The following is a 23,767-nucleotide window of genomic DNA, read 5'->3' as shown; positions in this document are numbered from 1 at the left end:
GCCTGGACGAACTGAGGGCTGCCGCTCAGGGACAACCTCCAATGCCAAAGATCCTCGTCGTGGACGATCTCCGCGACAGTGCCGACAGCCTGGCGCTGCTTTTCGACGCGCTCGGGCACCAGACGATGACGTCCTACGACGGCCAGCAGGCGGTCGAGGCCGCGCAGTCGTTCGAGCCGGACATCGTCTTCCTCGACATCAACATGCCCATCCTCGACGGCTACGGCGCGGCCCGCTCGTTACGCCAGGTGATGGTCGACACGCCGCCGGTCCTTGTCGCGCTGACGGCGGTCTCGGGTCCGGATGCCAAGCGCCGTGCCGACGACGCCGGCTTCGACTTCTACGTCACCAAGCCGGCCGACTTCAACGTGCTGATCACCATCGTCGACGACCTGTCGCGCCGCATGGAGAACCGGCCTCACTAGGCGGCGGCGCCGCGCAGTCGTGCCCGTGCGCGACGGAACTGCCGATCGGTACCGAAACCGGCGATCTCGACGGCCTGGGACGTCGGCAGGCCGCGCGCGATCGCCTGCTCGGCCAGGCCGCTGCGGATGCGCTCGACATAGTCGCGCGGCGAGATGCCGGCGTGATCCTTGAACAGCCGCGCGAGGTGGCGCGGCGTCACGTGGGCCACTTCGGCCAGTGCGGGCACGTCCCAGTCGTGGCCGGGCCGCTCGCACACGGCGTTCTGCACGCGGTGCACGGCCGGGTGCAGGTGGTTGCGGCCGTCCAGCAGCGGCGAGCGCTGGGGGTCGTCGGCGCCGCGGCGCTGGAACACGACCATGATCTCGGCGACGGCCGCGGCAATGGCGTCGCCGCAGACATCGCCGATGCAGTGCAGCGCGAGGTCGATGCCGGCCGTGATGCCGGCGCTGGACCACACCGGGCCGTCGATGACGAAGACGCGATTGGCGCACACCTGCGCCTGCGGCGCGAGCGCGGCCAGCGTGTCGAGGTGCTCGTGGTGCGTCGTGACCTGTCGGCGTCCGATCAGGCCTGCGTCGGCCGCGAGCAGCGTGCCGCAGCATACGGTCAGCAGTCGATGCGCCGGCTCGCCGTCCGGCGTTTCCAGCGCGAGCGCGGGCGCGACCACCCTGGCCAGCCAGTGACGCGCGCCCATCCACCCGTTGCGCTGCAGCATCGGCAGCGTGTCCTTCACGCCGGGCCGTCCCATCAGCACGACCCAGGCGCCGGGCGGCAACGCGTCCGGCAGCGGCTCGAGGTCGGTCAGGTGCAGCCCGATCGACGTCGAGGCCTGCGGCTGCGCGCAGACGTAGCGCAGCGCGAACGCCGGCGGCCGGCCGCGCGCCTGGAGTTGCTGGTTCGCGAGCCGGAACGCTTCGGCGGGGCCGACCAGATCGAGCAGCAGTGTCTCGGGCAGGACGAGAAACAGGATGTCCATCATGGCCGGCAAGTCGTCAGCGCGCTCGTGCGAGCGCCTCCTCGACCGTCGCGAGTTCGGCGAAGCGGTGAACCAGCACGGTCTCGGTGCGCTCGCGGATCTGGGCGGCGGTGAGCGTCTCCCCGGACGGCGTCTTCATGTCGAAGGTCAGCGTGGCGTCGCCGACGTAGTCGACATCCCAGCCTTCGTCGCTGGCGTGGCGCGTGGTCGTCTCGCAGCACTGCTCGGTGCGGATGCCGGCGACGATCACACGGCGAATGCCGTTCTCGATCAGCCAGTTCATCAGCGGCGTGCCGACCAGCGCGCTGTGGCGATGCTTCTCGATCGTCAGCGCGGCCTCGAACGGCGCCAGGCCGGTCAGCGGCCGCACGAACTCGCCGCCGTGCGCGAACGGGTTCGTCGGCGCCTGCGGGCCGTCGGTGTGGAACACGCGCACGATCGGGATGCCCCGCGCCTGGGCGCCGTCGATCAGGGCGTTGACGTGCTTCAGGAACACGTCCGCACCGGTTTGCGACCAGTACGGGCGTTGCGTGAAGGATTCCTGGACGTCGATCATGAGCAAGGCGGTCTGCATGGCGTTCTCCTGTGAGTGGATGCCCGAATCATGACGGCGTGCGCACATTCTCGCAGCCCCGCCCCGCGACCGTTTGCGGACGTTTCAGGACATCATCGCCAAGCCGCCATCCCGGCAATGGCCTGCGTCGCCGCTGCGCGCGTCTGCGTGATCACCGCCTGCTTCCACTCGGGCGTGTCGGTGAAGAACGCGCGCCGCATCAACGTGCGGGTGGCCCCGAGGTGCTCGTCCTGCGGATCGTGCCGGTGTGCGACCCAGTGGTCATAGCGAAGCGCCTGCAGCACCGACTCCAGCGGCTGGGTGCCGAACTCCAGCGCGATGCCGGCGTACTCGGCCTGCGGGCACTCGTCGTAGACCGCGTGCCACATGTTGCCGTGAAGGTCGGACGACGTCGACGAGCCGTCGTCGGTGAACGTGATGCGGTTGCCCCACCAGGCCTTGGCGCGGTGCTTGGCGCCGTCCTCGTCGCGTGCGGAGAAGATGCGTTCGCCGACCCCGCTCTCGCCCAGGCCGCTGTGCAGGTCGATCCAGCCGAGCAGGCGGCACAACGAGGCATGCTGGCGCAGCACCAGGCGCAGCGTCTGCTGGCTCCACGTCGGCGCGTGGCCGCCGTAGAACACGCCGTCGGGATGCCGGTACTGGCCTGCCGAGATGGCCGTTTGCAGCGCGGCCGGCCCGTGCGCCGCGCCGTAGGCCAGCATCTGGCGCTCGTTGTCAGCGCCGGGCGGCCAGTGTGCCGGCAGCAGGAACGGCGCGAGGTAGTCGTAGCCCGGGTTGCCGGGCGGCGCGCGGCGAAAGTCGATGAAGTTGCGGTTGAGGTCGACGCCTTCGTGCGTGACGCGGCGGTCGAACGAGAATCCCCAGGGATTCAACGCGTGGATGAACAGCAGCGCGACTCCCGCGCGCCGCGCCTGGGCGCGCAAGTCCTCGTCACCCAGCAGCGCGACCTGCGCGCCCGAGCCGCAATAGCCCTCGACGCCGTGGCAGCCGCTGGACACGATCAGCAGCGCATCGGCGTCGTCGGCGCCGATGCGGGCGACATCCATCGCCAGCGGCTCGAGCTCGACGCCGCGCAGCGGCTCGGGATGCGACTCCAGGTGAGTGCCAGCCGCGGCGGCCAGGAATTTCGCGCGCGCCTCGGCGTACGTGCGGGCAAACGGTTCGGGATGGCTCATGGTGCTCTCCTTTGAATGCCGTGCCTCTGCGGCCGCAACCCCAACCAAGCTCTGGGGAAGCGAGGCTCGCAGCCGAGCCTAACCGAGCGCCCCCTCGGGGGGCAGCGACCTCAGGAGCGTGGGGGCTCTATGAAACCACTTGTCGACCAGCCGGATCCAGAGCGTGCCGCCCAGCGGGATCAGGTCGTCGTTGAAGTCGTAGTGCGGGTTGTGCAGCGTGCACGGGCCCAGGTTGTGCGTCTCGGAGGCGTCGTCCGCGGTGGCGTCGCTGTAGGCCAGGCGGTGCTTGCCGTCGCCGTTGCCGATGACGAAGTACGCGCCGGGCTTCTCGAGCAGGAAGTAGCTGAAGTCCTCGGCCGTCATTGACGGCTCGAAGGCGAGCGTGTTCTCGGCACCGACGGTGTCGCGCATGACGCCGGCGACGAACTCGGCCTCGGCGGTGTGGTTGACGGTGGGCGGGTAGTTGCGATGGAAGCGGAATTCGACTGTGGCGCCGAACGCGGCAGCGGTGTGCTTCGCGATCTCCTTCATGCGCTGCTCGATCAAGTCGAGCACCGGCAGCGTGAAGGTACGCACCGTGCCCTCGATCACGCAGGAGTCGGGCACGACGTTGGTGGCCTCGCCGGTGTGGATCGTCGTGACCGAGATCACGCCGGTGTCGGTGGGCTTCTTGTTGCGCGTGATGATGGTCTGGAACGCCTGCACCATCTGGCAGGCGATGGGCACCGGGTCGATGGCCAGGTGCGGCAACGCGGCGTGCGACCCGCGGCCGCGGATCGTGATGAAGAACTCGTTGCTCGACGCCATGCACGGGCCCGGGCACACGGCGAGCTGGCCGACCGAGATGCCGGGCCAGTTGTGCATGCCGAAGACCGCGTCCATCGGGAACTCGGCGAACAGGCCGTCCTTGATCATCTCGCGCGCGCCGCCGCCGCCTTCCTCGGCCGGCTGGAACAGCAGGTAGACGATGCCGTCGAAGTCGCGGTGCTTCGCCAGGTGCTGCGCCGCGGCGAGCAGCATCGCGGTGTGGCCGTCGTGGCCGCAGGCGTGCATGCGGCCCGGGTTGCGGCTGGCATGGGCGAAGGTGTTGGACTCGGCCATCGGCAGCGCGTCCATGTCGGCGCGCAGGCCGATCGCGCCGCCCGTCTTGCCGCGGCTGCCTTCGATGATGCCGACGACGCTGGTCCTGCCCAGCCCGCGCCGGATCGGGATGCCCCATTCGGTGAGCTTGGCAGCCACCAGGTCGCTGGTGCGCTGTTCCTGGTAGCACAGTTCCGGATACGAGTGGATCTCTCGTCGCAGGGCGGTGATGGTGGCCGCGTCGGCCAGCAGGGATTCGATGACGTTCATGGGGGCGAGTCGCAAGAAGGCTGTCGAGCGATCTTAAGCCTGTCGGCCCGCGGCAGACAGTGGCTTTTCAATGGGTTTTCGACTGTCTTTGCACGCTGCCCGGCGGGCCTCTTGTGACATGATTTGGGAATGACCGCGATCCTCGCCGAAACCGCCCCCCTGGACGTGCCGCGCACCGTCCAGGCCGCCTGCCCGCACGACTGCCCGGACACCTGCGCGATGCGCGTCACCGTGCAGGGCGACAAGGTCATCCGCCTGCAAGGCGATCCCGACCATCCCACCACCAACGGTGCGCTGTGCACGAAGGTGTCGCGCTACGCCGAGCGCACCGAGCACGCCGAGCGCGTGCTGAATCCGCTCAAGCGCGTCGGGCCCAAGGGCGAGGGCCGCTTCGTCGAGGTGTCCTGGGACGAGGCGCTGGACGACATCGCCGCGCGCCTGGCCGGGATCGCGGCGCGCGCGCCCGAGGCGATCCTGCCGTACAGCTACGCCGGCACGATGGGCATGGTGCAGGGCGAGGGCATGGCCGCGCGCTTCTTCAACCAGCTCGGCGCGTCGCGGCTGGACCGCACGATCTGCTCGAGCGCCGGCGGCGACGCGCTCGCCGCCACCTACGGCGCCAAGGTGGGCATGCACGTCGAGCACTTCGCCGAGAGCCGGCTGATCGTCATCTGGGGCAGCAACTCGATCGCGTCCAACCTGCACTTCTGGCCGATCGCGCTGGCCGCCAGGCGCGCCGGCGCCACGCTCGTATGCATCGACCCGCGCCGCACCGAGACGGCCGAGAAGTGCCACCACCATCTCGCGCTGACGCCCGGCAGCGACGGCGCGCTGGCGCTGGCGGTGATGCACGAGCTGATCGTCAACGACTGGCTCGACCACGACTACATCGAGCGCCAAGTCGACGGCTGGGCCGGCCTGCGCGAGCGCGCGCTCGCGTGGACGCCCGAGCGCGCCAGCGTCGAGTGCGGGCTGACGGCGGCGCAGATCCGCGAGTTCGCGCAGCTCTACGGCCTGACCAGCCCCGCCGCGATCCGCCTGAACTACGGCATGCAGCGCGTGCGCGGCGGCGGCAACGCCACCCGGCTGATCGCGCTGCTGCCCTGCCTGACCGGCGCGTGGCGGCATCGCGCCGGCGGCATGCTGCTGTCGTCGGGCGGCTGGTTCCTGCCGTTCCGCAATCTGCAGCTGGGCCATCCGGAACTTCTCGCCGGCCGCACGCCTCGAACCGTCAACATGAGCACCATCGGCGACGACCTGCTGCGCGAGACGGGCGAAGCCCTGCCCGACGGCCGCGTGTTCGGGCCGAGGATCGAGGCGCTGGTCGTCTACAACAGCAACCCGGTGGCCGTCGCGCCGCAGTCGAGGCAGGTGACGTCCGGCTTCCGGCGCGAGGATCTGTTCACCGTCGTGCTGGAGCACTTTCTCACAGATACCGCCGACCATGCCGACTACGTGCTGCCCGCCACGACGCAGCTTGAGCACTGGGACGTGCACGCCAGCTATGGCCACACGTATCTCGTGATCAACGAGCCGGCGCTGACGCCGCGCGGCCAGTCGCGCTCCAACGCGGCGATCTTTCGCGCGCTGGCGCAGCGCATGGGCTTCACGGACGCCTGCTTTGAGGACGACGACGAGGCGCTGGCCCGCCAGGCGATCAACGGCCCGGTGCCGTTCGAACAACTGCGCGAGATCGGCTGGGCCAAGCTGCCGCTGCCCGACGCGCCGTTCGCCGACGGCGGCTTCCCGACGGCCGACGGCCGCGTCAAGTGCGACGTCCCCGGCATCGGCCTGCCCGACTACCTGCCGCCCTATGAAAGCGTGCGCAGTTCCCCCGAGCTCGCCCGGCGCTTCCCGCTGGCGATGATCTCGCCGCCGGCGCGCAACTTCCTCAACTCGACCTTCGTCAACGTCAAGAGCCTGCGCGCGATCGAGCAGGAGCCGGTGCTGGAGATCGAGGCCGCCGATGCCGCCACGCGCGGCATCGCCGACGGCGACGAGGTGCGCGTGTTCAACGACCGCGGCGAGTACCGCTGTGTCGCGCGCGTGAACGAACGCGCGCGTCCGGGCGTCGTGCACGGGCTGGGCGTGTGGTGGCGCAAGTTCGGCCTGGACGGCACCAACGTCAACGAGCTGACGCACCAGCGCCTGACCGACATGGGACGCGCGCCCTCGTTCTACGACTGCCTGGTCGAGGTCGAGCGCGCGGAGACGGCCTGACATGAGCGCCGCCCGGCTGCCTGAAGGCGTTCTCGCCGTTGGCGATCACGCCGCGGCCACTAGGCGGAGGATGGTTCAGTGACGCTGTGGCCGAAGCGCCGCGCTGCGCGCTGGGGCCTGGCGAGCGTGTTGAGCCTGGGCGGCCTGGTGCTGGCTGGGCTCGGTACCTTGTGCGTGACCTCGGGCTGCTCGTCGATCGACTACCTGGGCCAGTCGGCCTCCGGCCACATCCGCCTGCTCGCCGCGGCGCGACCGGTCAAGGACGCCATCGCCGACCCGGCCACGCCCAAGGCGCTGCGCAAGCGCCTCGAGCTGACGCAGCGCATGCGCCAGTTTGCCGTCACCGAGCTGCACGAGCCCGACAACGACAGCTACCGGTCGTACGCCGACCTGAAGCGCCCGGCCGCGGTGTGGAACGTGGTGGCGGCGCCCGAGCTGTCGCTGCAGCTGACGACGTGGTGCTTTCCGGTCGTCGGCTGCGTCGGCTACCGCGGCTACTACGACCTCGCGAGTGCCAACGAGGCGGCCGCGCCGCTGAAGGCCGGCGGCCTCGAGGTCGACGTCTACGAGGTGCCCGCGTATTCGACGCTGGGCTGGATGAACTGGATCGGCGGTGATCCGCTTCTCAACACCTTCGTGCAGTGGCCAGAGGGCGAGCTGTCGCGGCTGATCTTCCATGAGCTGGCGCACCAGGTGGCCTACGCGCCGGGCGACACGACGTTCAACGAATCCTTCGCCACCGCCGTCGAGCACATCGGCAGCCAGCGCTGGCTCGACGAGAACGCGACCCCCGAAGTACGCGCCAAGCAGGCGTTGACCGAATCGCGGCGCGACGACTTCCACGTCCTCGTGCGCGCCTGGCGCGCCAAGCTCGACGCGATGTACCGCAGCGACCTGCCGGACGCCGAGAAGCGCGTGCGCAAGGCCGAGATGTACGCGGGCATGCGCGCCGACTACGAGGCGCTCAAGCAGGGCAGGTGGGCCGGCTACAACGGCTACGACCACTGGTTCGCCAAGGCCAACAATGCATCGATGGGGACGCAGGGCGCGTACGACGACGAGGTCGGCGCCTTCGAGCGGCTGTTCGCCGCCGAAGGCCGGGACTTCGATCGTTTCTACGCCGAGGTCCGTCGCATGGCGGCGCTGCCGCGGCCGGAGCGCGACGCGGCGATGGCGCCGTATCGCGTGGCACCGCAGCGGGCGCCTGTCGTCGCGCCCGCAACAGCGGCGTCTGCCCCAACGGTTTCTGGCTGAGAATCGCGGCCAGAGGAGATGACCCGATGGCCGACCTGAACCTGCACCGAGATCACACCCTGGGCCTGGCCCGTGCGCGCAAGGTCGCGCTCAAGTGGGCGGAGGACGTCGAGGAAAAGCTCGACATGGAATGCACGATCATCGAGGGCGACGACGAAGACGTGCTGGAGTTCAGGCGCTCGGGCGTGGATGGCCGCATGGTCGTCGCGGCCACGTTCTTCGACCTCGAGGCCAAGCTGGGCTTCCTGCTCAAGCCCTTCGTCGGCCAGATCGAGGCGGAGGTCCGCAAGCAGCTCGACGAGGCCCTGGCCAAGGAGTTGGCCAAGGCGGCAAGACCCGCGGCCAAGCCGGCGAAACCCGCCGCCAAGGCCACCAGGAAGAAGTGACTTACTTCAGGTCTTCGATCAGGTCGATGTAGGCCTGCTGGGCCTCGTCCTGCGTCTGGCCCTTCAGCTCGTTCCAGGCGTCCCACTTCGCGCGGCCGACCATGTCGGTGAAGCCCGGGCGCTTGCCGTCGACGTCGCCAGCGCTGCCTTGCTTGTACAGCGCGTACAGCTTCAGCAGGGTCGCGTTGTCCGGACGCTCGGGCAGGTTCTTGCTGTCGGCGACCGCTTGTTCGAATTGCTCGTTCAAAGTGCTCATGGCTCCAGTTCCGCTTTGGGTGAAAGTCAGGCTTGACGGGGCGGATGTTAAACACCAATCTCGCAAGCCGGATGAAGAGAGTGCCGAGACAGCACTCTAGTCGCATGAATACGGGAGATTTCTTGAGCGAAAACGTGGAACGCATGTCCCGGGTCGACACGGCCTGGCTGCGCATGGATACTGAGGCCAACCTGATGATGATCGTCGGGGTCTGGCTGATCGAGCCGCAGCTCGCGATGGCCGACCTGCGCGAACGCGTCGAGACGGCGCTGCTGCAGTACCACCGATTCCGCCAGAAGGTGGTCGAGGACACGATGGGCGCGCAGTGGGTGGACGACGACCACTTCGACATCGCCGCGCACGTGGTGGCCGAGAAGCTCGAGGTGTCCAGGGGCCAGTCGCCGATGGACGCGCTCAAGAGCACCGTCGGCGACCTCACCACGCAGCCGCTGAATCCGAGCCGGCCGCTGTGGCAGTTCCACCTGTTCGAGGACTTCGAGACCGGCCGCTCCGCGCTCGTCGCGCGCATCCACCACTGCATCGCCGACGGCATCGCGCTGATCTCGGTGATGCTGTCGATCACCGATGGCGGCAAGTCGCCGCCGGCGCGCAAGGCGCGCGACGCCGGCGAAGAGGGCGAGCACGACTGGATCGCCGACTACCTGATCAAGCCCGCGGCCGACCTTGCGGTCAAGGCGATCGGCGTCTACGGTGCGGGCATGGGCTTGGGGCTCGAGATGATGGCCGACCCCTCTGCGCCACTGAACGGCAGCATGGAGATGGCGCGCATCGGTGCGCAGGTCGTGTCGGACGTGGCCGCGATGGCGCTGATGCCCGACGACTCGCCCACCAGCCTCAAGGGCAAGGCGACGCCGGGCAAGCGCGTCGCGTGGGGCGAGCCACTGCCGCTGCCCGAGGTCAAGGCGATCGGCCACGCGCTTGGCGGCTCGATCAACGACGTGCTGCTGGCCAGCGTGGCCGGCGCCATCGGCAGCTACCTGCGCGACAAGGGCGAGGATCCGGCCGGCAAGGAGATCCGCGCGATGGTGCCGGTCAACCTGCGCCCGCTCGAGAAGGCCTGGCAGCTGGGCAACCGATTCGGCCTCGTGCCGCTGGTGCTGCCCATCGGCATCGCCAACCCGATCGACCGACTCGCGGCCGTGCGCGCGCGCATGAACGAGTTGAAGGGCGGCTACCAGCCGCTGCTGGCGTTCGCGCTGCTGTCGGTGGCGGGGGTGCTGATCAAACCGGTGCAGCACGCGCTGCTGGGCCTGTTCGCCAAGAAGGCCACCGCGGTGATGACCAACGTGCCGGGCCCCGCCGTGCCGCTGAAGATCTGCGGCCGCACCTTGAAGCAGGTGATGTTCTGGGTGCCGGCCTCGGGCGACATCGGCATGGGCGTCAGCATCCTCAGCTACGGCGGCGGCGTGCAGTTCGGCCTGATCACCGACGCCCGGATGTGCCCCGACCCGGACGAGATCGTCAAGCGCTTCCGGCCGGAGTTCGACAAGCTGTTGTGGCTGGCGATGATGTTGCCGTGGGAGCGCTGAAGCGCGCTCAGGGTGCCGGCACGACGTGCCCGTAGACGCCCGTGATGGAGCCGCCGCCGCCGGTGCTCGGGCCCAGCAGCGCGATCGTCACTGTGCTGTTCGGGTCGGCGTAGATGCGGGTCTGCGCGCTGACCGAATAGACCTGCTGGCCCAGGATCACGCCGTTGTTGAACACCGGCAGGTGCGATTCCACCTCGGCGCCGTTGAGGTAGGTCGCGACGTCGAACAGCACGTTGCCGCCCGGGATGCAGCCGATGTCGGCGGAGATGTAGTCGATCACCAGGCGAACGCCGGCCGGCACGGTGAACGAGCCGCTGCCGAAGCCGCCGGTCATGGTGATGTCCAGGCGCTGCGAGAACGGCGCGGCGTCGTCGTAGCCTTCGGTGATGGCGGCCTTGGGCAGCGTGACGGCGGATGCGGGCGCGGACAGCGTGGCGAAGGCGCCGGCGAACGCGGCGACGCCCAGGATCGTGGTGATGGATGAACGCATGCAAGCCTCCTTGTGGTGAGGCGGTCGGCATGCGATGGCGGCCCGTGGGGCGTCCATCGCCTTCCTGGGGGAAGGCCGCGTTCGAACCTGGGGGCTCAGCAGCCGGCCTGCGGCTGCCAGCCGCTGTCCTCGAGGATCCTTGCGGCGGAGTCGTTGTCGACATGCAGGAGCGTCTCGAGCGCCTGCTTCTTGTCGCGGGCCTGCGCGTAGTACGCCTTGGCGATCCGATACCCCACCCAGTAGCCGAGGTCGCCGGGCTTGTCGGGCGTGCCGACGCCGTTGTACATCCAGTGGCTCAGGTCGGTGCCCGGGGCGTCCTTCAGGAACGCGCGCTCGATGGCGCACTCGCGGCCGTGCGTCCAGTCCCTGAGCTGGGGATTGATGGTGTCGCCGGACGTCAGCTCGGCCACGAGCTCGGCCTCGCCCTCGAGCAAGGCCTGGAACAGCAAGGTCGCGCCGGGCGTGTCGACCGCGGCGCCCGGCTGCTGCACGTGCGTCATCTCGTGCGCGACGATGTGCACGAAGCGCGTGGCGACGTCGGCGCCCATCCACTTCGCGCGGCACAGGGTCTCGACGCCGATGATGACGCCGTCGGGCGTGGTGTTGCCGCCGGTGTCGTTGCGGCCGATGACGAAGGTCACGGGCGCGATGCGGGCGGCGGGGTAGAGATCCACGAGCCGGGCGAAGACCGCCGGCAGGCGCGCGCTGGTCTCTGCCAGCGCAGCCGCGCAGTGACGCGCGTCGGCGTAGGCCTCGGGAGCCGTGTCGATCGCCTGCTGCAGCCTGGTCGCGCTGTGGATGCGTGCCGCGAGGTATTGCTGCAGTCCCGGCGAGCCCGGATCGAGATAGCCGCGCTGCAGCGCCTCGGCCGTCGGGGTGCCGTGCGCGGCGTCGTAGACGCTGTAGAAGCGGTCGAGGTCGCTGGTGCGAATGACCACCGCAGGCGCCGCGGCGCCAGCGTGTGCGAGCGTCGCGACGAGCAGGGCTGTCGCGCCGGGCAGCGCGCGAAGCGACGCCGCCACGCCGCTCACTCGTCCTCGAGTTCCGCCTTGGCCATCTCGACGTCCAGCCGCTCCATCGCATCCAGCGGCTTGCATTCCGCGGCCTCGGCGTAGAGTTTCTCGGCTTCCTTCATGCGCTTGTCGCCTTCGAGCATCACGAGGCCATTGGCGTATTCCACGCGGGCGATCGCGGAGTCGGGGTTCAGCGCGAGGGCTTCCTTGAACATCTTCAGGCCGGTGGCGGTGTCGGCGCCCTGGGTCTTGCCCAGCAGCTTGCCGACCTTGTCGATCACCTCGGCGTGGAAGGCGCCGAGCGCGATGTGGGCGTCGGCGTGCTTCGGGGCGAGCGCGATCGTCGTCTCGAGCGCGGTCTTGACCTTCGCGCCCAGGCCTTGCGTCAACGCCTTGGCCACGCTGATGCCCTGGCTGTAGCGGCCCAGCGCGTAGGCCTGCCAGTAGTGCGCGTTGGCGAGCTTGGGGTTGGCCTTGGCCTGGGCCTCGGCGCGCTCGGCCACTTCCATGAACATCGCGAGCTTGGTCTTCTCGCTCGTCTCGAGGTAGTTCGCGTAGATGGACTGCGCCTTGTTCGCGACGACCATGCCGGCGTCGCCCGCCTTCAGGCCGGCGTCGTAGGCCTTCTGGAACTGGCCCGCGTGGAACAGCGCCCAGGCGGCCTGCACGGCCTCGTCCTTGGGGAAGGCCTCGGCGTCACCCTTGTGCAGGCGCGCCCAGTGCTTCTTCAGCGCGGCCGCGTCGAAGGTGTAGTCGTCGGCGTCGTACGGGAAGGCGGTCCATTTGGCCATGGCGTTGTCTCGTCTCGTTGGAAGTTGGGAGGGATCTTGTCAGGACTTGTAGGCAGCCGCCAGCTCCTGCAGGTGCTCGCGGGCGGCCGGCTCGAGGTAGGGTGTCAACAGGCTCAGCACGTGCCACGCGCCGCGCGCGAGCGTCGCGCCGGCCTGTTCGGGCTCGAGCGCCTTGCGCGGCTCGCGCACGTATTCGTAGCTGAGCCAGTAGGTGAGGACGACCACCATCGACGTCGCCACCGAGGGCAGGTCGCGCCGGTCGAGACGCGTGTTGCTGCTGCGGTTCAAGCCGTCCAGCACGGCCTCGACCGCGCGCGACTTGTTCTTCAGCACGAACTGGAAGTGGGTCTCCAGGCGCCGGTTCTTCGACAGCAGGTCGTTCAGGTCGCGATACAGGAAGCGGTATTGCCAGACCAGCTCGAACATCATGTGGAAGAACAGCCAGGCGTCCTCCACGTTGCCGACGTTGTCGGCCGCCTGAAGCAGCTCGTTGAGCGCCTTCTCGTAGCGGTCGAACAGCGCGTTGATCAGCTCGTCCTTCGCCGGGTAGTGGTAATACAGGTTGCCCGGGCTGATGTGCAATTCGGCCGAGATCAGCGTCGTCGACACGTTCGGCTCGCCGAAGCGGTTGAACAGATCCAGCGTGACTTCGAGGATGCGTTCGGCGGTGCGTCGGGGTTTTTTCGCTTCCATGAGACCTGTTCTTTTTCAGTTGGCGAAATCTAGCACCCTGGCGCCCCGATGCACAGATTCGGAAGCCCGTGTTGTAGAGGCACTTCTCGACACTTCCTACAATGCCCGCCCTATGTCCGCCATTTCATTCCAGCAAGTCGAGAAGACCTACGGCAGCGGCGTACGCGCCCTGGGCGGCGTCTCCTTCGATGTCCAGCCCGGCGAGTTCTTCGGATTGCTGGGCCCCAACGGCGCGGGCAAGACCTCGCTGATCAGCATCCTCGCCGGCCTGGCGCGCGCCACGAGCGGCAAGGTGACGGTGATGGGCCACGACGTCGTCGACGACTATGCCGCCGCTCGCCGGTCGCTGGGCATCGTTCCGCAGGAGCTGGTGTTCGACCCGTTCTTCTCGGTGCGCGAGACGCTGCGCATCCAGAGCGGCTATTTCGGCGTTCGCAACAACGACGCCTGGATCGACGAGCTGCTCGCCAGCCTGGGCCTGGCCGACAAGGCCAACGCCAACATGCGCCAGCTTTCGGGCGGCATGAAGCGCCGCGTGCTGGTGGCGCAGGCGCTGGTGCATCGTCCGCCCGTGATCGTGCTGGACGAGCCCACCGCCGGCGTCGACGTCGAACTGCGCCAGACGCTGTGGCAGTTCATCGCGCGCCTGAACCGCGAGGGCCACACCGTGCTGCTGACCACGCACTACCTGGAAGAGGCCGAGGCGCTGTGCCAGCGCATCGCGATGTTGAAGCAGGGCAAGGTGGTCGCGCTGCAGCGCACGTCCGAGCTGCTGGCGTCGACGTCCAACACCATGCTGCGCTTCAAGACCGACCATGCGTTGCCCGCGAGCCTCGCGGATCGCGCGCGCGTGACCGGGCGTTCCGCGCAGGTGAGCGCGCGCGACGCGGCCGACGTCGAGGTCGTGCTGGCGCAGCTGCGCGAGGCCGGCGTGCCGGTCGAGGATCTCGAGATCGGGCGTGCCGACCTGGAGGACGTGTTCCTCAACATCATGACCGCGGAGCACCAGCAATGAGCGCGCGCCTCGTCCTGTCAGGCGCGCAGCCGCTGTTCCGCAAGGAGGTGCTGCGCTTCTGGAAGGTGTCGTTCCAGACCGTCGCGGCGCCCGTGCTCACCGCGGTGATGTACCTCGTCGTCTTCGGCCACGCGCTCAACGGGCGCGTCAGCGTCTACGACGGCGTCAGCTACATCCAGTTCCTGATCCCCGGCCTGGTGATGATGAGCGTGCTGCAGAACGCGTTCGCCAACAGCTCGTCGTCGCTGATCCAGAGCAAGATCACCGGCAACCTCGTCTTCCTGCTGGTGACGCCGCTGTCGCCGGCCGCCTGGTTCCTCGCCTACGTCGGCGCGGCCATCGTGCGCGGCATGGCGGTGGGCGCCGGGGTGATGCTGGTCACCGCGTGGTTCGCGCCGCCGGGGCTGGCCAATCCGGCGTGGATCCTCGTCTTCGGGCTGCTGGGCTCGGCGATGATGGGCACGCTGGGCCTGATCGCCGGCCTGTGGGCCGAGAAGTTCGACCAGCTCGCCGCGTTCCAGAACTTCATCATCATGCCGTTGACGTTCCTGTCCGGCGTCTTCTACTCGGTGCACTCGCTGCCGCCGCTGTGGCACGTCGTCAGCCGGCTGAACCCGTTCTTCTACATGATCGATGGCTTCCGCAGCGGCTTCTTCGGCGCCAGCGACGTCTCGCCGTGGATCAGCCTGGGCGTGGTCGGCGCCAGTTTCGTCGTGGTCGCGACGATCGCGCTCGCGCTGCTGCGCAGCGGCTACAAACTGAGGCATTGAGATGGCACCCGTCGACGAACCGATCACCCCGATGCGCCGCGTCACGACGGTGCTGGCCACCTTCGCGCTCGGCTGCGTCGCCGCCGTGGCCTTGTGGAGGTGGTGGTCGGGGCGCTGCGGCGACAACTGCCCGACGCCCGACATCGTCCACATGCTGGTCTTTCTCGCGCTGCTGCCCACGCTCAGCACGATGAGCGCGGTGCTGCTGGTGTCGACCTCGTGGCCGCGCCGCGTCAAGTGGCGCGTGGCCGCCGGCCTGCTGCTGGCGGCCGTGGTCGTCGGCGCCGTGCTGGCCCGGGTTCCGGCGGCCTGAGGGATAATCCTTATCCCATGACCGATCCCACCGCCCAAGACGTCCAGCGCTACATCGCCGACGGACTCACCTGCGATCACCTCGAGGTGGAGGGCGACGGCCGACATTTCTTCGCCACCATCGTGTCGCCGGAATTCGAAGGCCTGATGCGCATCCGCCGCCACCAGCGCGTGTATGCCGCGCTCGGCGATCGCATGCGCGAGCAGATCCACGCCCTGTCGATGAAGACGCTGACGCCGGCCGAATGGGCCAGCCAGCGCGCGCTCGGCAGCGACGCCGCCAGCCATTCCCATTGACGCCGACGCGCGGCTGCGCGCCGCGCTTGAAGGGGCGTGCCGTCCGGCTCGTCGACCCGTTTCCCCAGCCAGAGCATTTCGATGGACAAACTCCTGATCCGCGGCGGCCGCCGCCTCCAAGGCGAGGTGACGATCTCCGGCGCCAAGAACGCCGCGCTGCCCGAACTGTGCGCCGCGCTGCTGGTGGCCGGGCCGGTCACGCTGCACAACGTGCCCAGGCTGCAGGACGTGGCCACCGCGCTGAAGCTGATCCGCAACATGGGCGTCGCGGTGAACTGGGGCGCCGAGGCCGAGGGCGGCCGCATCGACGAGGTCGTGATCGACGCCGGCACGCTCAACACGCCCGAGGCGCCGTACGAGCTGGTCAAGACGATGCGCGCCAGCATCATGGTGCTGGGCCCGCTGCTCGCGCGCTTCGGCGAGGCGACGGTGTCGCTGCCCGGCGGCTGCGCGATCGGCTCGCGGCCGGTGGACCAGCACATCAAGGGCCTGCAGGCGATGGGTGCCGACATCCGCGTCGAGCACGGCTACATCCTGGCCAAGGCCACGAAGCTGAAGGGCGCGCGCATCACCACCGACATGGTGACCGTCACCGGCACCGAGAACCTGCTGATGGCCGCGACGCTGGCCGAGGGCGAGACCATCCTCGAGAACGCCGCGCAGGAGCCCGAGATCCCCGACCTGGCCGAGCTGCTGATCTCGATGGGCGCGAGGATCGAAGGCCACGGCACCAGCCGCATCCGCATCCAGGGCGTGGACAGGCTGCACGCGCCGGCCAGGCCGCACCGCATCGTGCCGGACCGCATCGAGGCTGGCACCTTCCTGTGCGCGGCGGCCGCGGCCGGCGGCGACGTCGTGCTGCGCAACGCCGAGGCGCGCCACCTCGAGGCGGTGATCGAGAAGCTGCGCGAGGCGGGCGCCGCGATCGAGGCGGGCGACGGCTTCATCCGCGTGCGTTCGGAAGGCCCGGGCCACCTGAAGGCGGTGAGCTTCCGCACCAGCGAGTACCCGGCCTTCCCGACCGACATGCAGGCCCAGTTCATGGCCATCGACTGCATCGCAGACGGCACCGCGACGATCGCCGAGACGATCTTCGAGAACCGCTTCATGCACGTCAACGAGCTGGCGCGGCTGGGCGCGCACATCGAGGTCGACGGCAAGCTGGCGGTGGTCAACGGCGTGGCGAAGCTGTCGGGCGCGACGGTGATGGCCACCGACCTGCGCGCGTCGGCCAGCCTGGTGATCGCCGGCCTCGTGGCCGACGGCCAGACCATCGTCGAGCGCATCTACCACCTCGACCGCGGCTACGACCGCATGGAAGCCAAGCTTCAAGCGCTGGGCGCCGACATCGAACGGGTGAAGTGACATGCTGACGCTCGCACTTTCCAAGGGACGCATCTTCGAGGAGACGCTGCCGCTGCTCGCCGCGGCCGGCATCGTCGTCACCGAGGATCCCGAGAAGACCCGCAAGCTGATCCTGGCGACGAACCAGCCCGACGTGCGCGTCGTGCTGGTGCGCGCGACCGACGTGCCCACCTACGTGCAGCATGGCGGCGCCGACCTCGGCGTGGCCGGCAAGGACGTGCTGATCGAGCACGCGGCCGAGAGCGACGCCGCAGGCCTCTACCAGCCGCTCGATCTGCAGATCGCCAGGTGCCGCATGAGCGTGGCCACGCGCGCGGACTTCGACTACGAGGCCGCCGTCAAGCAGGGTTCGCGCATTCGCGTCGCGACCAAGTACACCGCGGTCGCGCGCCAGCACTTCGCCGACAAGGGCGTGCACGTCGACTTGATCAAGCTGTACGGCTCGATGGAGCTGGCCCCGCTGACGGGCCTGGCCGACGCGATCGTCGACCTCGTCTCCACCGGCTCGACGCTGAAGGCCAATAAGCTGGTCGAGGTCGAACGCATCATGGACATCTCGTCGCGCCTGGTCGTGAACCAGGCCGCGCTGAAGTTGAAGCGCGAGCGCATCCGCGCGCTGATCGCCGCCTTCGCCGGCGCCATTCCTGCCAACGCCTGATTCCCGAGAAGCCTGCCATGCCGGTCCAAGTCCGCCAGCTCGACACCGCCGCCTCCGACTTCGAAGCCGAGTTCGCCAAGCTGCGCCACTGGTCGGAAGAGGCGGATCATGCGATCGAGGAACGCGTCGCCGCGATCCTGGCCGACGTGAAGACGCGCGGCGACGCCGCGGTGCTCGAATGCACGAATCGCTTCGACGGCATGGCCGCCGCGAGCGTCGCCGCGCTGGAGCTGACGCGCGACGAGCTGAAGGCCGCGTTCGACGCGATCACGCCCGCTCAGCGCAGCGCGCTCGAATCGGCCGCGCGACGCGTGCGCAGCTATCACGAGCGCCAGCTGGAGGCCTGCGGCCGCAGCTGGCAATACCGCGACGAGGACGGCACGCTGCTGGGCCAGAAGGTGACGCCGCTGGATCGCGTCGGCATCTATGTGCCGGGCGGCAAGGCGGCGTATCCGTCCAGCGTGCTGATGAATGCGATCCCGGCGCAGGTGGCCGGCGTCGGCGAGATCGTGATGGTCGTGCCCACGCCCAAGGGCGAGCGCAACGCGCTGGTGCTGGCAGCGGCCTACGTCGCAGGCGTGCATCGCGCGTTCACGGTCGGCGGCGCGCAGGCGGTCGGCGCACTGGCCTACGGCACGGCGACGATCCCGGCCGTCGACAAGATCACCGGGCCGGGCAACGCCTACGTCGCCAGCGCCAAGCGCCGCGTGTTCGGACAGGTAGGCATCGACATGATCGCCGGGCCCAGCGAGATCCTGGTGCTGGCCGACGGCACGACGCCGGCCGACTGGGTGGCGATGGACCTGTTCAGCCAGGCCGAGCACGACGAGCTGGCGCAAAGCATCCTGCTGTCGCCCGACGCGGCCTATCTCGCAGAGGTGCGCGCGTCCATCGATCGCCTGATCGGCGAGATGCCGCGCCAGGCCGTGATCAGGGCGTCACTGGAAGGCCGCGGCGCGCTGATCCTGACGCGATCGATGGAAGAGGCCTGCGAGATCAGCAACCGGATCGCGCCGGAGCACCTCGAGGTCAGCAGCGACGCGCCCGAGAAGTGGGAACAGCTGCTGCGCCACGCCGGCGCGATCTTCCTGGGCGCGTTCACCAGCGAAAGCCTGGGCGACTACTGCGCCGGGCCGAACCACGTGCTGCCGACGTCGGGCACCGCGCGCTTCTCGTCGCCGTTGGGCGTCTACGACTTCCAGAAGCGCAGCAGCCTGATCCAGGTTAGCGAAGCAGGTGCTCACATCCTCGGCCCGATCGCAGCGGAGCTGGCCTACGGCGAGGGCCTGCAAGGCCACGCGCGGGCGGCAGAGATGCGTCTCTCGAAGAAGGCCTGATTCGCGGCTGGCGAATTGACACGAAGTTCGTGTCGCACGAAAATTGTGGAACACGAAGTTCGTGTGATTGCTCGGTCGGAGTGCCACGATGAAGAACGTCACCGTTACCATGGACGACGCGGTCGCCGACTGGGCTCGGATGGAAGCCGCGCGTCGCAACACCAGCGTGTCGCGCCTGATCGGCGAGATGCTGGCCGACAAGATGCGGCACGACGATTCCTACGAACGCGCGATGCGCGAGTGGCTGGATCGTCCGCCGTTGTTCAACTCTGGCGACACCCCATACATGACGCGTGACGAGATCTATGCCGAGCGACTCGATCGTTTTCGTTGATACCAACGTCCTGCTCTACGCGGACGACGGTCGACGACCGGACAAGCATCAGTGCGCCCGCGAGTGGCTCACCGCGTTGTGGACGCGCCGTTGCGGCCGTCTCTCGACGCAGGTGCTCAACGAGTACTACGCCAACGCGACGGGCAAGCTCGCAGCATGGATCACGCAGGGCGATGCCCGGGCGGAAGTGCGGCGTTATCAGCACTGGAAGCCCTGGCAGATCGACCACCAGACGGTCGAGACGGCCTGGGCCGTCGAGGCCCGCTACAAGCTGAGCTGGTGGGACTCGATGATCGTCGCGGCCGCCCAGCACCAGTCCTGCACGCTCCTGCTGACCGAGGATCTGCAACACGGGCAGATCATCGACAAGCTGCGGATCGTCAATCCGTTTCTCGTGGGCCCGGAAATCCTTGACGGCGATTCGCCGGTACTCACTGTTCAAGAGCCATCGCCATGACCTTGTCCGACCGCATGTCCCGCTTCCTTCGCGCCGACGTCCAGGGCATGCACGGCTACGCCGTCCAGCCCAGCGCCGGCTTCGTGAAGGTGGACACGATGGAGAATCCGTTCCGCCTGCCGGCGCCCTTGCGCCAGGCGCTCGGCGAGCGCCTGGCCGAGGTCGCGCTGAACCGCTACCCGGCCGAGCGCGGAGACGTCCTGCGGGCCGAGCTCGCGAAGCACGCACGCATGCCCGAAGGCTGCGACATCATGCTGGGCAACGGCTCCGACGAGCTGATCAGCCTGCTGACGCTGGCCGCGGATGTCCCCGGCAACGTCGTGATGGCGCCGCTGCCCGGCTTCGTGATGTACGAGATGTCCGCGAAGCTGCAGGGCCTGAGGTTCGTCGGCGTGCCGCTGACGCCGGACTTCGAGCTCGACGGCCCGGCGATGCTGGCCGCGGTGCGCGAGCACCAGCCCGCGCTGCTCTACATCGCCTACCCGAACAACCCGACCGCCAACCTGTGGGACGACGACGTCATCGACGCCATCATCGAGGCCGCACCCGGCCTGGTGGTGATCGACGAGGCCTACCAGCCGTTCGCCGCGCGCGATTCGCTGGACCGGTTGAGGCGCCACGAGCATGTCGTGCTGATGCGCACGATGAGCAAGTTCGGCCTGGCCGGCGTGCGCATCGGCTACATGATGGGGCGCCAGCCGCTGATCGCCGAGATCGACAAGCTGCGCCCGCCGTTCAACGTCAGCGTGCTCAATTGCGAGGCGGCGCTGTTCGCGCTCGAACACGTCGATGAATATGCGAAACAGGCCGCGACGATCCGCGCCGAACGTGAGAAGCTCCACGGCGAGATCGCGAAGCTGCCCGGCGTGCGTGCGTTCCCCAGCGAAGCCAACATGATCCTCGCGCGCGTGCCCGACGCGAAGCGCGTGTTCGAGGGCATGCGCGCGCGCGGGGTGCTGATCAAGAACGTGTCGGGGCTGCATCCGCTGCTGGCCAACTGCATCCGCATCACGATCGGCACGCCCGAAGAGAACCCGCAGACCCTGGCCGCGCTGCGCGGCGCCCTCGAAGAACTGACGTCATGACCACGCAACGCACCGCCACCGTCCAGCGCGACACCAAGGAAACGCAGATCCGCGTGAGCGTCAATCTCGACGGCACCGGCGTCTCGAAGCTCGAGACCGGCATCGGCTTCTTCGACCACATGCTGGACCAGATCGCCCGCCACGGCCTGATCGACCTCGACATCCACGCCGTCGGCGACCTGCACATCGACGGCCACCACACCGTCGAGGACGTCGGCATCACGCTGGGCCAGGCGGTGGCGCAAGCGGTCGGCGACAAGAAGGGCCTGACGCGATACGGCCACGCGTATGTGCCGCTCGACGAGGCGTTGTCGCGCGTCGTGATCGATTTCTCCGGCCGCCCGGGCCTGTTCATGGACGTCGATTTCAAGTCCGGCATGATCGGCGCGTTCGACACCCAGCTCACGTTCGAGTTCTTCCAGGGTTTCTCGAACCACGCCGGCGTGTCGCTGCACATCGACAACCTGAAGGGCCACAACGCGCACCACCAGGCCGAGACGATCTTCAAGGCGTTCGGGCGCGCGCTGCGCATGGCCATGACGCTGGATCCGCGCTCGCTGGGCGTCATTCCGTCGACGAAGGGCAGCCTGTGACTTCCACGGTGGCGGTCGTCGACTACGGCATGGGCAACCTGAAGTCCGTGTCGCAGGCCGTGATCAAGGCGGCCGAGGGCAGCGGCGTCGAGGTCGTCATCACGCAACGGGCCGATCAGGTGTTCAAGGCCGACCGCATCGTCCTGCCGGGCCAGGGCGCGATCCGCGACTGCATGCGCGAGCTGCGCGACTCCGGCATGCTGGAGGCGGTGCTCGACGCCGCCGCCCGCAAGCCGATGCTGGGCGTGTGCGTGGGCATGCAGATGCTGCTCGATCACAGCGAGGAGCAGGACACGCCGGGCCTGGGTCTGATCCCCGGCACCGTCAAGCGCTTCCGGCTCGACGGCCGCCTGCAGGACGACGGCAGCCGCTTCAAGGTGCCCCAGATGGGCTGGAACCGCGTGCGCCAGGAGTTCGCGCATCCGCTGTGGGGCGGCATCCCGGACGAGAGCTGGTTCTACTTCGTGCACAGCTTCCACGCGGCGCCGTCGGAGGTCCGCCACAGCGCCGGCACCACCGAATACGGCGAACGCTTTACCTCGGCGGTGACGCGGGATAATATTTTCGCGACCCAGTTCCACCCCGAGAAAAGCGCCGACCTCGGTCTGGCGCTCTACCGCAACTTCCTGCACTGGATGCCCTGACGGGCCCGAGCCATGCTGCTGATTCCCGCGATCGATCTCAAGGACGGTCACTGCGTTCGACTCGAACAAGGTGACATGTCGGTCTCCACGAGCTTCGGAGACGACCCCGCCGCGATGGCGCGACGATGGCTCGATGCCGGCGCGCGACGCCTGCATCTCGTCGACCTGAACGGCGCCTTCGCGGGCAAGCCGGTCAACGAGTCGGCGGTCAAGGCGATCATCAAGGAGATCGGCAACGAGATCCCGATCCAGCTGGGCGGCGGCATCCGCGACCTCGACACCATCGAGCGCTACCTCGACGACGGCCTGAGCTACATCATCATCGGAACGGCCGCGGTCAAGAGCCCGGGCTTCCTGAAGGACGCCTGCACCGCGTTCGGCGGCCACATCATCGTCGGCCTCGACGCCAAGGACGGCAAGGTCGCCACCGACGGCTGGAGCAAGCTCACCGGCCACGAGGTGGTCGACCTCGCGCTGAAGTTCCAGGACTACGGCGTCGAGGGCGTGATCTACACCGACATCGGCCGCGACGGCATGCTCACCGGCGTCAACATCGAGTCGACCGTCAAGCTCGCGCAGGCGCTCACGATCCCGGTGTTCGCCTCCGGAGGCCTCGCCGGCATCGCAGACATCGAGAAGCTGTGCGCCGTCGAGGACGAGGGCATCGAGGGCGTGATCTGCGGCCGCTCGATCTACACCGGCGCGCTCGACTTCACCAAGGCACAGACGCGCGCCGACGAACTGCTCGCCGGCTGATCCTCGCTGGTTGGTCATTTTTCAGGCGGGCGACTGCGCCCGAATCCATGCTCGCCAAACGAATCATTCCGTGCCTCGACGTGACCGGCGGTCGCGTCGTCAAGGGCGTCAACTTCGTCGAACTGCGCGACGCCGGCGATCCGGTGGAGATCGCCGCGCGCTACAACGAGCAGGGCGCCGACGAGCTCACCTTCCTCGACATCACCGCCACCAGCGACGCACGCGGGCTGATCCTGCCCATCATCGAGGCGGTGGCCTCGCAGGTGTTCATCCCGCTGACGGTGGGCGGTGGTGTCCGCGAGGTCTCGGACGTGCGGCGACTGCTCAACGCCGGCGCCGACAAGGTCAGCTTCAATTCGGCGGCCGTCGCCAACCCGCAGGTCATCAGCGACTCGTCGGACCGGTATGGCGCGCAGTGCATCGTCGTGGCGATCGATGCCAAGCGCCGCAGCGCCGAGGACGCCGTCGCGCGTGGCCCCGGCTGGGACGTCTACACGCACGGCGGCCGCAAGAACACCGGACTCGATGCCATCGCCTGGGCGCGCGAGATGGTGGCGCGCGGTGCCGGCGAGATCCTGCTCACCAGCATGGATCGCGACGGCACGCGCTCGGGCTTCGACCTAGAGCTGACGCGCGCCGTGGCCGACGCCGTCTCCGTGCCGGTGATCGCCTCCGGCGGCGTCGGCACGCTGGATCACCTGGCCGACGGCGTGCAGCGAGGCGGTGCCGACGCGGTGCTGGCCGCCAGCATCTTCCACTACGGCGAGCACACGGTGGGCGAGGCGAAGGCGCTGATGGCCGCGCGCGGGATCCCGGTCCGGCTGTAGGCAGGCGCGGCGCCGACCTCCCTTCGCGACTGCTGCAGCGCTGCGGTCGACATCCCGGCGCGAAGTGAGGAGGGGCCAGACCCCTCTGGCTTCGGCTCGCCGGCAGCAAGAAGCCGCCCCTGCGACAATTGCACCTGATTCGACGAAAGCTCCCGTGAAGAAG

28 protein-coding genes are annotated in these 23,767 nt (G+C 68.7%); 19 read left to right on the top strand and 9 right to left on the bottom strand.

Annotated features, from left to right (window positions below):
• Positions 1-41: 41 nt before the first annotated feature.
• The gene (locus tag LPC04_RS24875) at positions 42-425 is read left to right on the top strand and encodes a response regulator (RefSeq protein ID WP_275685014.1); all 384 of its coding nucleotides are present in this window, start codon (positions 42-44) and stop codon (positions 423-425) included.
• Here the strand turns inward: LPC04_RS24875 and LPC04_RS24870 are convergent.
• The 4 genes from LPC04_RS24870 to LPC04_RS24855 form a co-directional block, all read right to left on the bottom strand.
• Positions 422-1,405 carry a GlxA family transcriptional regulator gene (locus LPC04_RS24870; RefSeq protein ID WP_275685013.1) on the bottom strand — a complete coding sequence of 328 codons (984 nt, stop codon included), beginning with the start codon at positions 1,403-1,405 and terminating at the stop codon, positions 422-424. The genes LPC04_RS24875 and LPC04_RS24870 overlap by 4 nt on opposite strands.
• Before the next feature lie 13 nt (positions 1,406-1,418).
• Positions 1,419-1,976: an isochorismatase family protein gene (locus LPC04_RS24865; protein WP_275685012.1), complete on the bottom strand. Its 558-nt coding sequence runs from the start codon at positions 1,974-1,976 to the stop codon at positions 1,419-1,421.
• 92 nt (positions 1,977-2,068) lie between these two features.
• Positions 2,069-3,151: a M14 family metallopeptidase gene (locus tag LPC04_RS24860; RefSeq protein WP_275685011.1), complete on the bottom strand. Its 1,083-nt coding sequence runs from the start codon at positions 3,149-3,151 to the stop codon at positions 2,069-2,071.
• A 78-nt stretch (positions 3,152-3,229) separates the two neighbouring features.
• Positions 3,230-4,501: a M20 aminoacylase family protein gene (locus tag LPC04_RS24855; RefSeq protein ID WP_275685010.1), complete on the bottom strand. Its 1,272-nt coding sequence runs from the start codon at positions 4,499-4,501 to the stop codon at positions 3,230-3,232.
• Positions 4,502-4,630: 129 nt separating this feature from the next.
• Here LPC04_RS24855 and LPC04_RS24850 point away from each other — a divergent pair, with 129 nt between their 5' ends.
• From LPC04_RS24850 to LPC04_RS24840, 3 genes are all read left to right on the top strand, one after another.
• Positions 4,631-6,721, top strand: coding sequence for a molybdopterin-containing oxidoreductase family protein (locus tag LPC04_RS24850; protein WP_275685009.1), 2,091 nt, complete (start codon positions 4,631-4,633; stop codon positions 6,719-6,721).
• 84 nt (positions 6,722-6,805) lie between these two features.
• Positions 6,806-7,975 (top strand): aminopeptidase, encoded by a 1,170-nt coding sequence (locus tag LPC04_RS24845; RefSeq protein WP_420854772.1) that lies wholly within the window; start codon positions 6,806-6,808, stop codon positions 7,973-7,975.
• Between the two features lie 26 nt (positions 7,976-8,001).
• On the top strand, positions 8,002-8,361 hold the full coding sequence (locus tag LPC04_RS24840) for a polyhydroxyalkanoic acid system family protein (RefSeq protein ID WP_275685008.1): 360 nt from the start codon (positions 8,002-8,004) through the stop codon (positions 8,359-8,361).
• Between the two features lies 1 nt (position 8,362).
• Here the strand turns inward: LPC04_RS24840 and LPC04_RS24835 are convergent, their stop codons facing one another.
• Positions 8,363-8,617, bottom strand: coding sequence for an acyl-CoA-binding protein (locus tag LPC04_RS24835; protein WP_275685007.1), 255 nt, complete (start codon positions 8,615-8,617; stop codon positions 8,363-8,365).
• A gap of 143 nt (positions 8,618-8,760) precedes the next feature.
• On the opposite strand from LPC04_RS24835, the gene LPC04_RS24830 reads away from it, so the two are divergent.
• The gene (locus LPC04_RS24830) at positions 8,761-10,167 is read left to right on the top strand and encodes a wax ester/triacylglycerol synthase family O-acyltransferase (protein ID WP_275685132.1); all 1,407 of its coding nucleotides are present in this window, start codon (positions 8,761-8,763) and stop codon (positions 10,165-10,167) included.
• A gap of 7 nt (positions 10,168-10,174) precedes the next feature.
• Here the strand turns inward: LPC04_RS24830 and LPC04_RS24825 are convergent, their stop codons facing one another.
• The 4 genes from LPC04_RS24825 to LPC04_RS24810 form a co-directional block, all read right to left on the bottom strand.
• A complete protein-coding gene (locus LPC04_RS24825) occupies positions 10,175-10,657 on the bottom strand; it encodes a hypothetical protein (RefSeq protein WP_275685006.1) in 483 nt (160 codons plus the stop codon).
• Between the two features lie 95 nt (positions 10,658-10,752).
• Positions 10,753-11,679: a DUF2268 domain-containing putative Zn-dependent protease gene (locus tag LPC04_RS24820; protein WP_275685005.1), complete on the bottom strand. Its 927-nt coding sequence runs from the start codon at positions 11,677-11,679 to the stop codon at positions 10,753-10,755.
• 5 nt (positions 11,680-11,684) lie between these two features.
• Positions 11,685-12,461 (bottom strand): tetratricopeptide repeat protein, encoded by a 777-nt coding sequence (locus LPC04_RS24815; RefSeq protein ID WP_275685004.1) that lies wholly within the window; start codon positions 12,459-12,461, stop codon positions 11,685-11,687.
• Positions 12,462-12,500: 39 nt separating this feature from the next.
• Positions 12,501-13,154, bottom strand: coding sequence for a TetR/AcrR family transcriptional regulator (locus tag LPC04_RS24810; RefSeq protein WP_275685003.1), 654 nt, complete (start codon positions 13,152-13,154; stop codon positions 12,501-12,503).
• 112 nt (positions 13,155-13,266) lie between these two features.
• Between LPC04_RS24810 and LPC04_RS24805 the strand changes: the two genes are divergently transcribed.
• From LPC04_RS24805 to hisF, 14 genes are all read left to right on the top strand, one after another.
• Complete coding sequence (locus LPC04_RS24805) at positions 13,267-14,169, top strand: ABC transporter ATP-binding protein (protein WP_275685002.1); 903 nt, start codon at positions 13,267-13,269, stop codon at positions 14,167-14,169.
• Positions 14,166-14,939, top strand: a complete 774-nt coding sequence (locus LPC04_RS24800) for an ABC transporter permease (RefSeq protein ID WP_275685001.1) — start codon at positions 14,166-14,168, stop codon at positions 14,937-14,939. The genes LPC04_RS24805 and LPC04_RS24800 overlap by 4 nt, the downstream gene beginning before the upstream one ends.
• Before the next feature lies 1 nt (position 14,940).
• Complete coding sequence (locus LPC04_RS24795) at positions 14,941-15,252, top strand: hypothetical protein (RefSeq protein ID WP_275685000.1); 312 nt, start codon at positions 14,941-14,943, stop codon at positions 15,250-15,252.
• 17 nt (positions 15,253-15,269) lie between these two features.
• Entirely contained in the window at positions 15,270-15,548 is a 279-nt protein-coding gene (locus LPC04_RS24790; protein WP_275684999.1) for a BolA family protein, read from the top strand.
• Positions 15,549-15,629: 81 nt separating this feature from the next.
• On the top strand, positions 15,630-16,913 hold the full coding sequence (gene murA, locus LPC04_RS24785) for a UDP-N-acetylglucosamine 1-carboxyvinyltransferase (protein WP_275684998.1): 1,284 nt from the start codon (positions 15,630-15,632) through the stop codon (positions 16,911-16,913).
• A gap of 1 nt (position 16,914) precedes the next feature.
• The gene (gene hisG, locus LPC04_RS24780) at positions 16,915-17,571 is read left to right on the top strand and encodes an ATP phosphoribosyltransferase (protein WP_275684997.1); all 657 of its coding nucleotides are present in this window, start codon (positions 16,915-16,917) and stop codon (positions 17,569-17,571) included.
• Positions 17,572-17,588: 17 nt separating this feature from the next.
• On the top strand, positions 17,589-18,908 hold the full coding sequence (hisD, locus tag LPC04_RS24775; RefSeq protein WP_275684996.1) for a histidinol dehydrogenase: 1,320 nt from the start codon (positions 17,589-17,591) through the stop codon (positions 18,906-18,908).
• An 88-nt stretch (positions 18,909-18,996) separates the two neighbouring features.
• Positions 18,997-19,242: a CopG family transcriptional regulator gene (locus LPC04_RS24770; RefSeq protein WP_275684995.1), complete on the top strand. Its 246-nt coding sequence runs from the start codon at positions 18,997-18,999 to the stop codon at positions 19,240-19,242.
• The gene (locus LPC04_RS24765; protein WP_275684994.1) at positions 19,214-19,699 is read left to right on the top strand and encodes a PIN domain-containing protein; all 486 of its coding nucleotides are present in this window, start codon (positions 19,214-19,216) and stop codon (positions 19,697-19,699) included. Before LPC04_RS24770 ends, LPC04_RS24765 begins: the two co-directional genes overlap by 29 nt.
• Positions 19,696-20,784 (top strand): histidinol-phosphate transaminase, encoded by a 1,089-nt coding sequence (hisC, locus tag LPC04_RS24760; protein ID WP_275684993.1) that lies wholly within the window; start codon positions 19,696-19,698, stop codon positions 20,782-20,784. The genes LPC04_RS24765 and hisC overlap by 4 nt, the downstream gene beginning before the upstream one ends.
• Positions 20,781-21,377 (top strand): imidazoleglycerol-phosphate dehydratase HisB, encoded by a 597-nt coding sequence (gene hisB, locus LPC04_RS24755; RefSeq protein WP_275684992.1) that lies wholly within the window; start codon positions 20,781-20,783, stop codon positions 21,375-21,377. The genes hisC and hisB overlap by 4 nt, the downstream gene beginning before the upstream one ends.
• Positions 21,374-22,021 (top strand): imidazole glycerol phosphate synthase subunit HisH, encoded by a 648-nt coding sequence (hisH, locus tag LPC04_RS24750; protein ID WP_275684991.1) that lies wholly within the window; start codon positions 21,374-21,376, stop codon positions 22,019-22,021. Before hisB ends, hisH begins: the two co-directional genes overlap by 4 nt.
• Positions 22,022-22,033: 12 nt before the next feature.
• Entirely contained in the window at positions 22,034-22,777 is a 744-nt protein-coding gene (gene hisA, locus LPC04_RS24745) for a 1-(5-phosphoribosyl)-5-[(5-phosphoribosylamino)methylideneamino]imidazole-4-carboxamide isomerase (RefSeq protein ID WP_275684990.1), read from the top strand.
• A gap of 47 nt (positions 22,778-22,824) precedes the next feature.
• The gene (gene hisF, locus LPC04_RS24740; protein WP_275684989.1) at positions 22,825-23,604 is read left to right on the top strand and encodes an imidazole glycerol phosphate synthase subunit HisF; all 780 of its coding nucleotides are present in this window, start codon (positions 22,825-22,827) and stop codon (positions 23,602-23,604) included.
• Positions 23,605-23,767: the final 163 nt, after the last annotated feature.

Source organism: Scleromatobacter humisilvae, from assembly GCF_023231945.1.
In the GTDB taxonomy this organism is placed as follows: domain Bacteria; phylum Pseudomonadota; class Gammaproteobacteria; order Burkholderiales; family Burkholderiaceae_C; genus Scleromatobacter; species Scleromatobacter humisilvae.
The sequence above is the reverse complement of the archived record's forward strand: the minus strand, read 5'-3'. Positions and strand labels throughout refer to the sequence as shown.

Coding starts and splice junctions, on each gene's coding strand:
- LPC04_RS24875 (WP_275685014.1), top strand. CDS start 42: ATGCCAAAGATCCTCGTCGTGGACGATCTCCGCGACAGTGCCGACAGC.
- LPC04_RS24870 (WP_275685013.1), bottom strand. CDS start 1,405: ATGATGGACATCCTGTTTCTCGTCCTGCCCGAGACACTGCTGCTCGAT.
- LPC04_RS24865 (WP_275685012.1), bottom strand. CDS start 1,976: ATGCAGACCGCCTTGCTCATGATCGACGTCCAGGAATCCTTCACGCAA.
- LPC04_RS24860 (WP_275685011.1), bottom strand. CDS start 3,151: ATGAGCCATCCCGAACCGTTTGCCCGCACGTACGCCGAGGCGCGCGCG.
- LPC04_RS24855 (WP_275685010.1), bottom strand. CDS start 4,501: ATGAACGTCATCGAATCCCTGCTGGCCGACGCGGCCACCATCACCGCC.
- LPC04_RS24850 (WP_275685009.1), top strand. CDS start 4,631: ATGACCGCGATCCTCGCCGAAACCGCCCCCCTGGACGTGCCGCGCACC.
- LPC04_RS24840 (WP_275685008.1), top strand. CDS start 8,002: ATGGCCGACCTGAACCTGCACCGAGATCACACCCTGGGCCTGGCCCGT.
- LPC04_RS24835 (WP_275685007.1), bottom strand. CDS start 8,617: ATGAGCACTTTGAACGAGCAATTCGAACAAGCGGTCGCCGACAGCAAG.
- LPC04_RS24830 (WP_275685132.1), top strand. CDS start 8,761: ATGTCCCGGGTCGACACGGCCTGGCTGCGCATGGATACTGAGGCCAAC.
- LPC04_RS24825 (WP_275685006.1), bottom strand. CDS start 10,657: ATGCGTTCATCCATCACCACGATCCTGGGCGTCGCCGCGTTCGCCGGC.
- LPC04_RS24815 (WP_275685004.1), bottom strand. CDS start 12,461: ATGGCCAAATGGACCGCCTTCCCGTACGACGCCGACGACTACACCTTC.
- LPC04_RS24810 (WP_275685003.1), bottom strand. CDS start 13,154: ATGGAAGCGAAAAAACCCCGACGCACCGCCGAACGCATCCTCGAAGTC.
- LPC04_RS24805 (WP_275685002.1), top strand. CDS start 13,267: ATGTCCGCCATTTCATTCCAGCAAGTCGAGAAGACCTACGGCAGCGGC.
- LPC04_RS24800 (WP_275685001.1), top strand. CDS start 14,166: ATGAGCGCGCGCCTCGTCCTGTCAGGCGCGCAGCCGCTGTTCCGCAAG.
- LPC04_RS24795 (WP_275685000.1), top strand. CDS start 14,941: ATGGCACCCGTCGACGAACCGATCACCCCGATGCGCCGCGTCACGACG.
- LPC04_RS24790 (WP_275684999.1), top strand. CDS start 15,270: ATGACCGATCCCACCGCCCAAGACGTCCAGCGCTACATCGCCGACGGA.
- murA (WP_275684998.1), top strand. CDS start 15,630: ATGGACAAACTCCTGATCCGCGGCGGCCGCCGCCTCCAAGGCGAGGTG.
- hisG (WP_275684997.1), top strand. CDS start 16,915: ATGCTGACGCTCGCACTTTCCAAGGGACGCATCTTCGAGGAGACGCTG.
- hisD (WP_275684996.1), top strand. CDS start 17,589: ATGCCGGTCCAAGTCCGCCAGCTCGACACCGCCGCCTCCGACTTCGAA.
- LPC04_RS24770 (WP_275684995.1), top strand. CDS start 18,997: ATGAAGAACGTCACCGTTACCATGGACGACGCGGTCGCCGACTGGGCT.
- LPC04_RS24765 (WP_275684994.1), top strand. CDS start 19,214: ATGCCGAGCGACTCGATCGTTTTCGTTGATACCAACGTCCTGCTCTAC.
- hisC (WP_275684993.1), top strand. CDS start 19,696: ATGACCTTGTCCGACCGCATGTCCCGCTTCCTTCGCGCCGACGTCCAG.
- hisB (WP_275684992.1), top strand. CDS start 20,781: ATGACCACGCAACGCACCGCCACCGTCCAGCGCGACACCAAGGAAACG.
- hisA (WP_275684990.1), top strand. CDS start 22,034: ATGCTGCTGATTCCCGCGATCGATCTCAAGGACGGTCACTGCGTTCGA.
- hisF (WP_275684989.1), top strand. CDS start 22,825: ATGCTCGCCAAACGAATCATTCCGTGCCTCGACGTGACCGGCGGTCGC.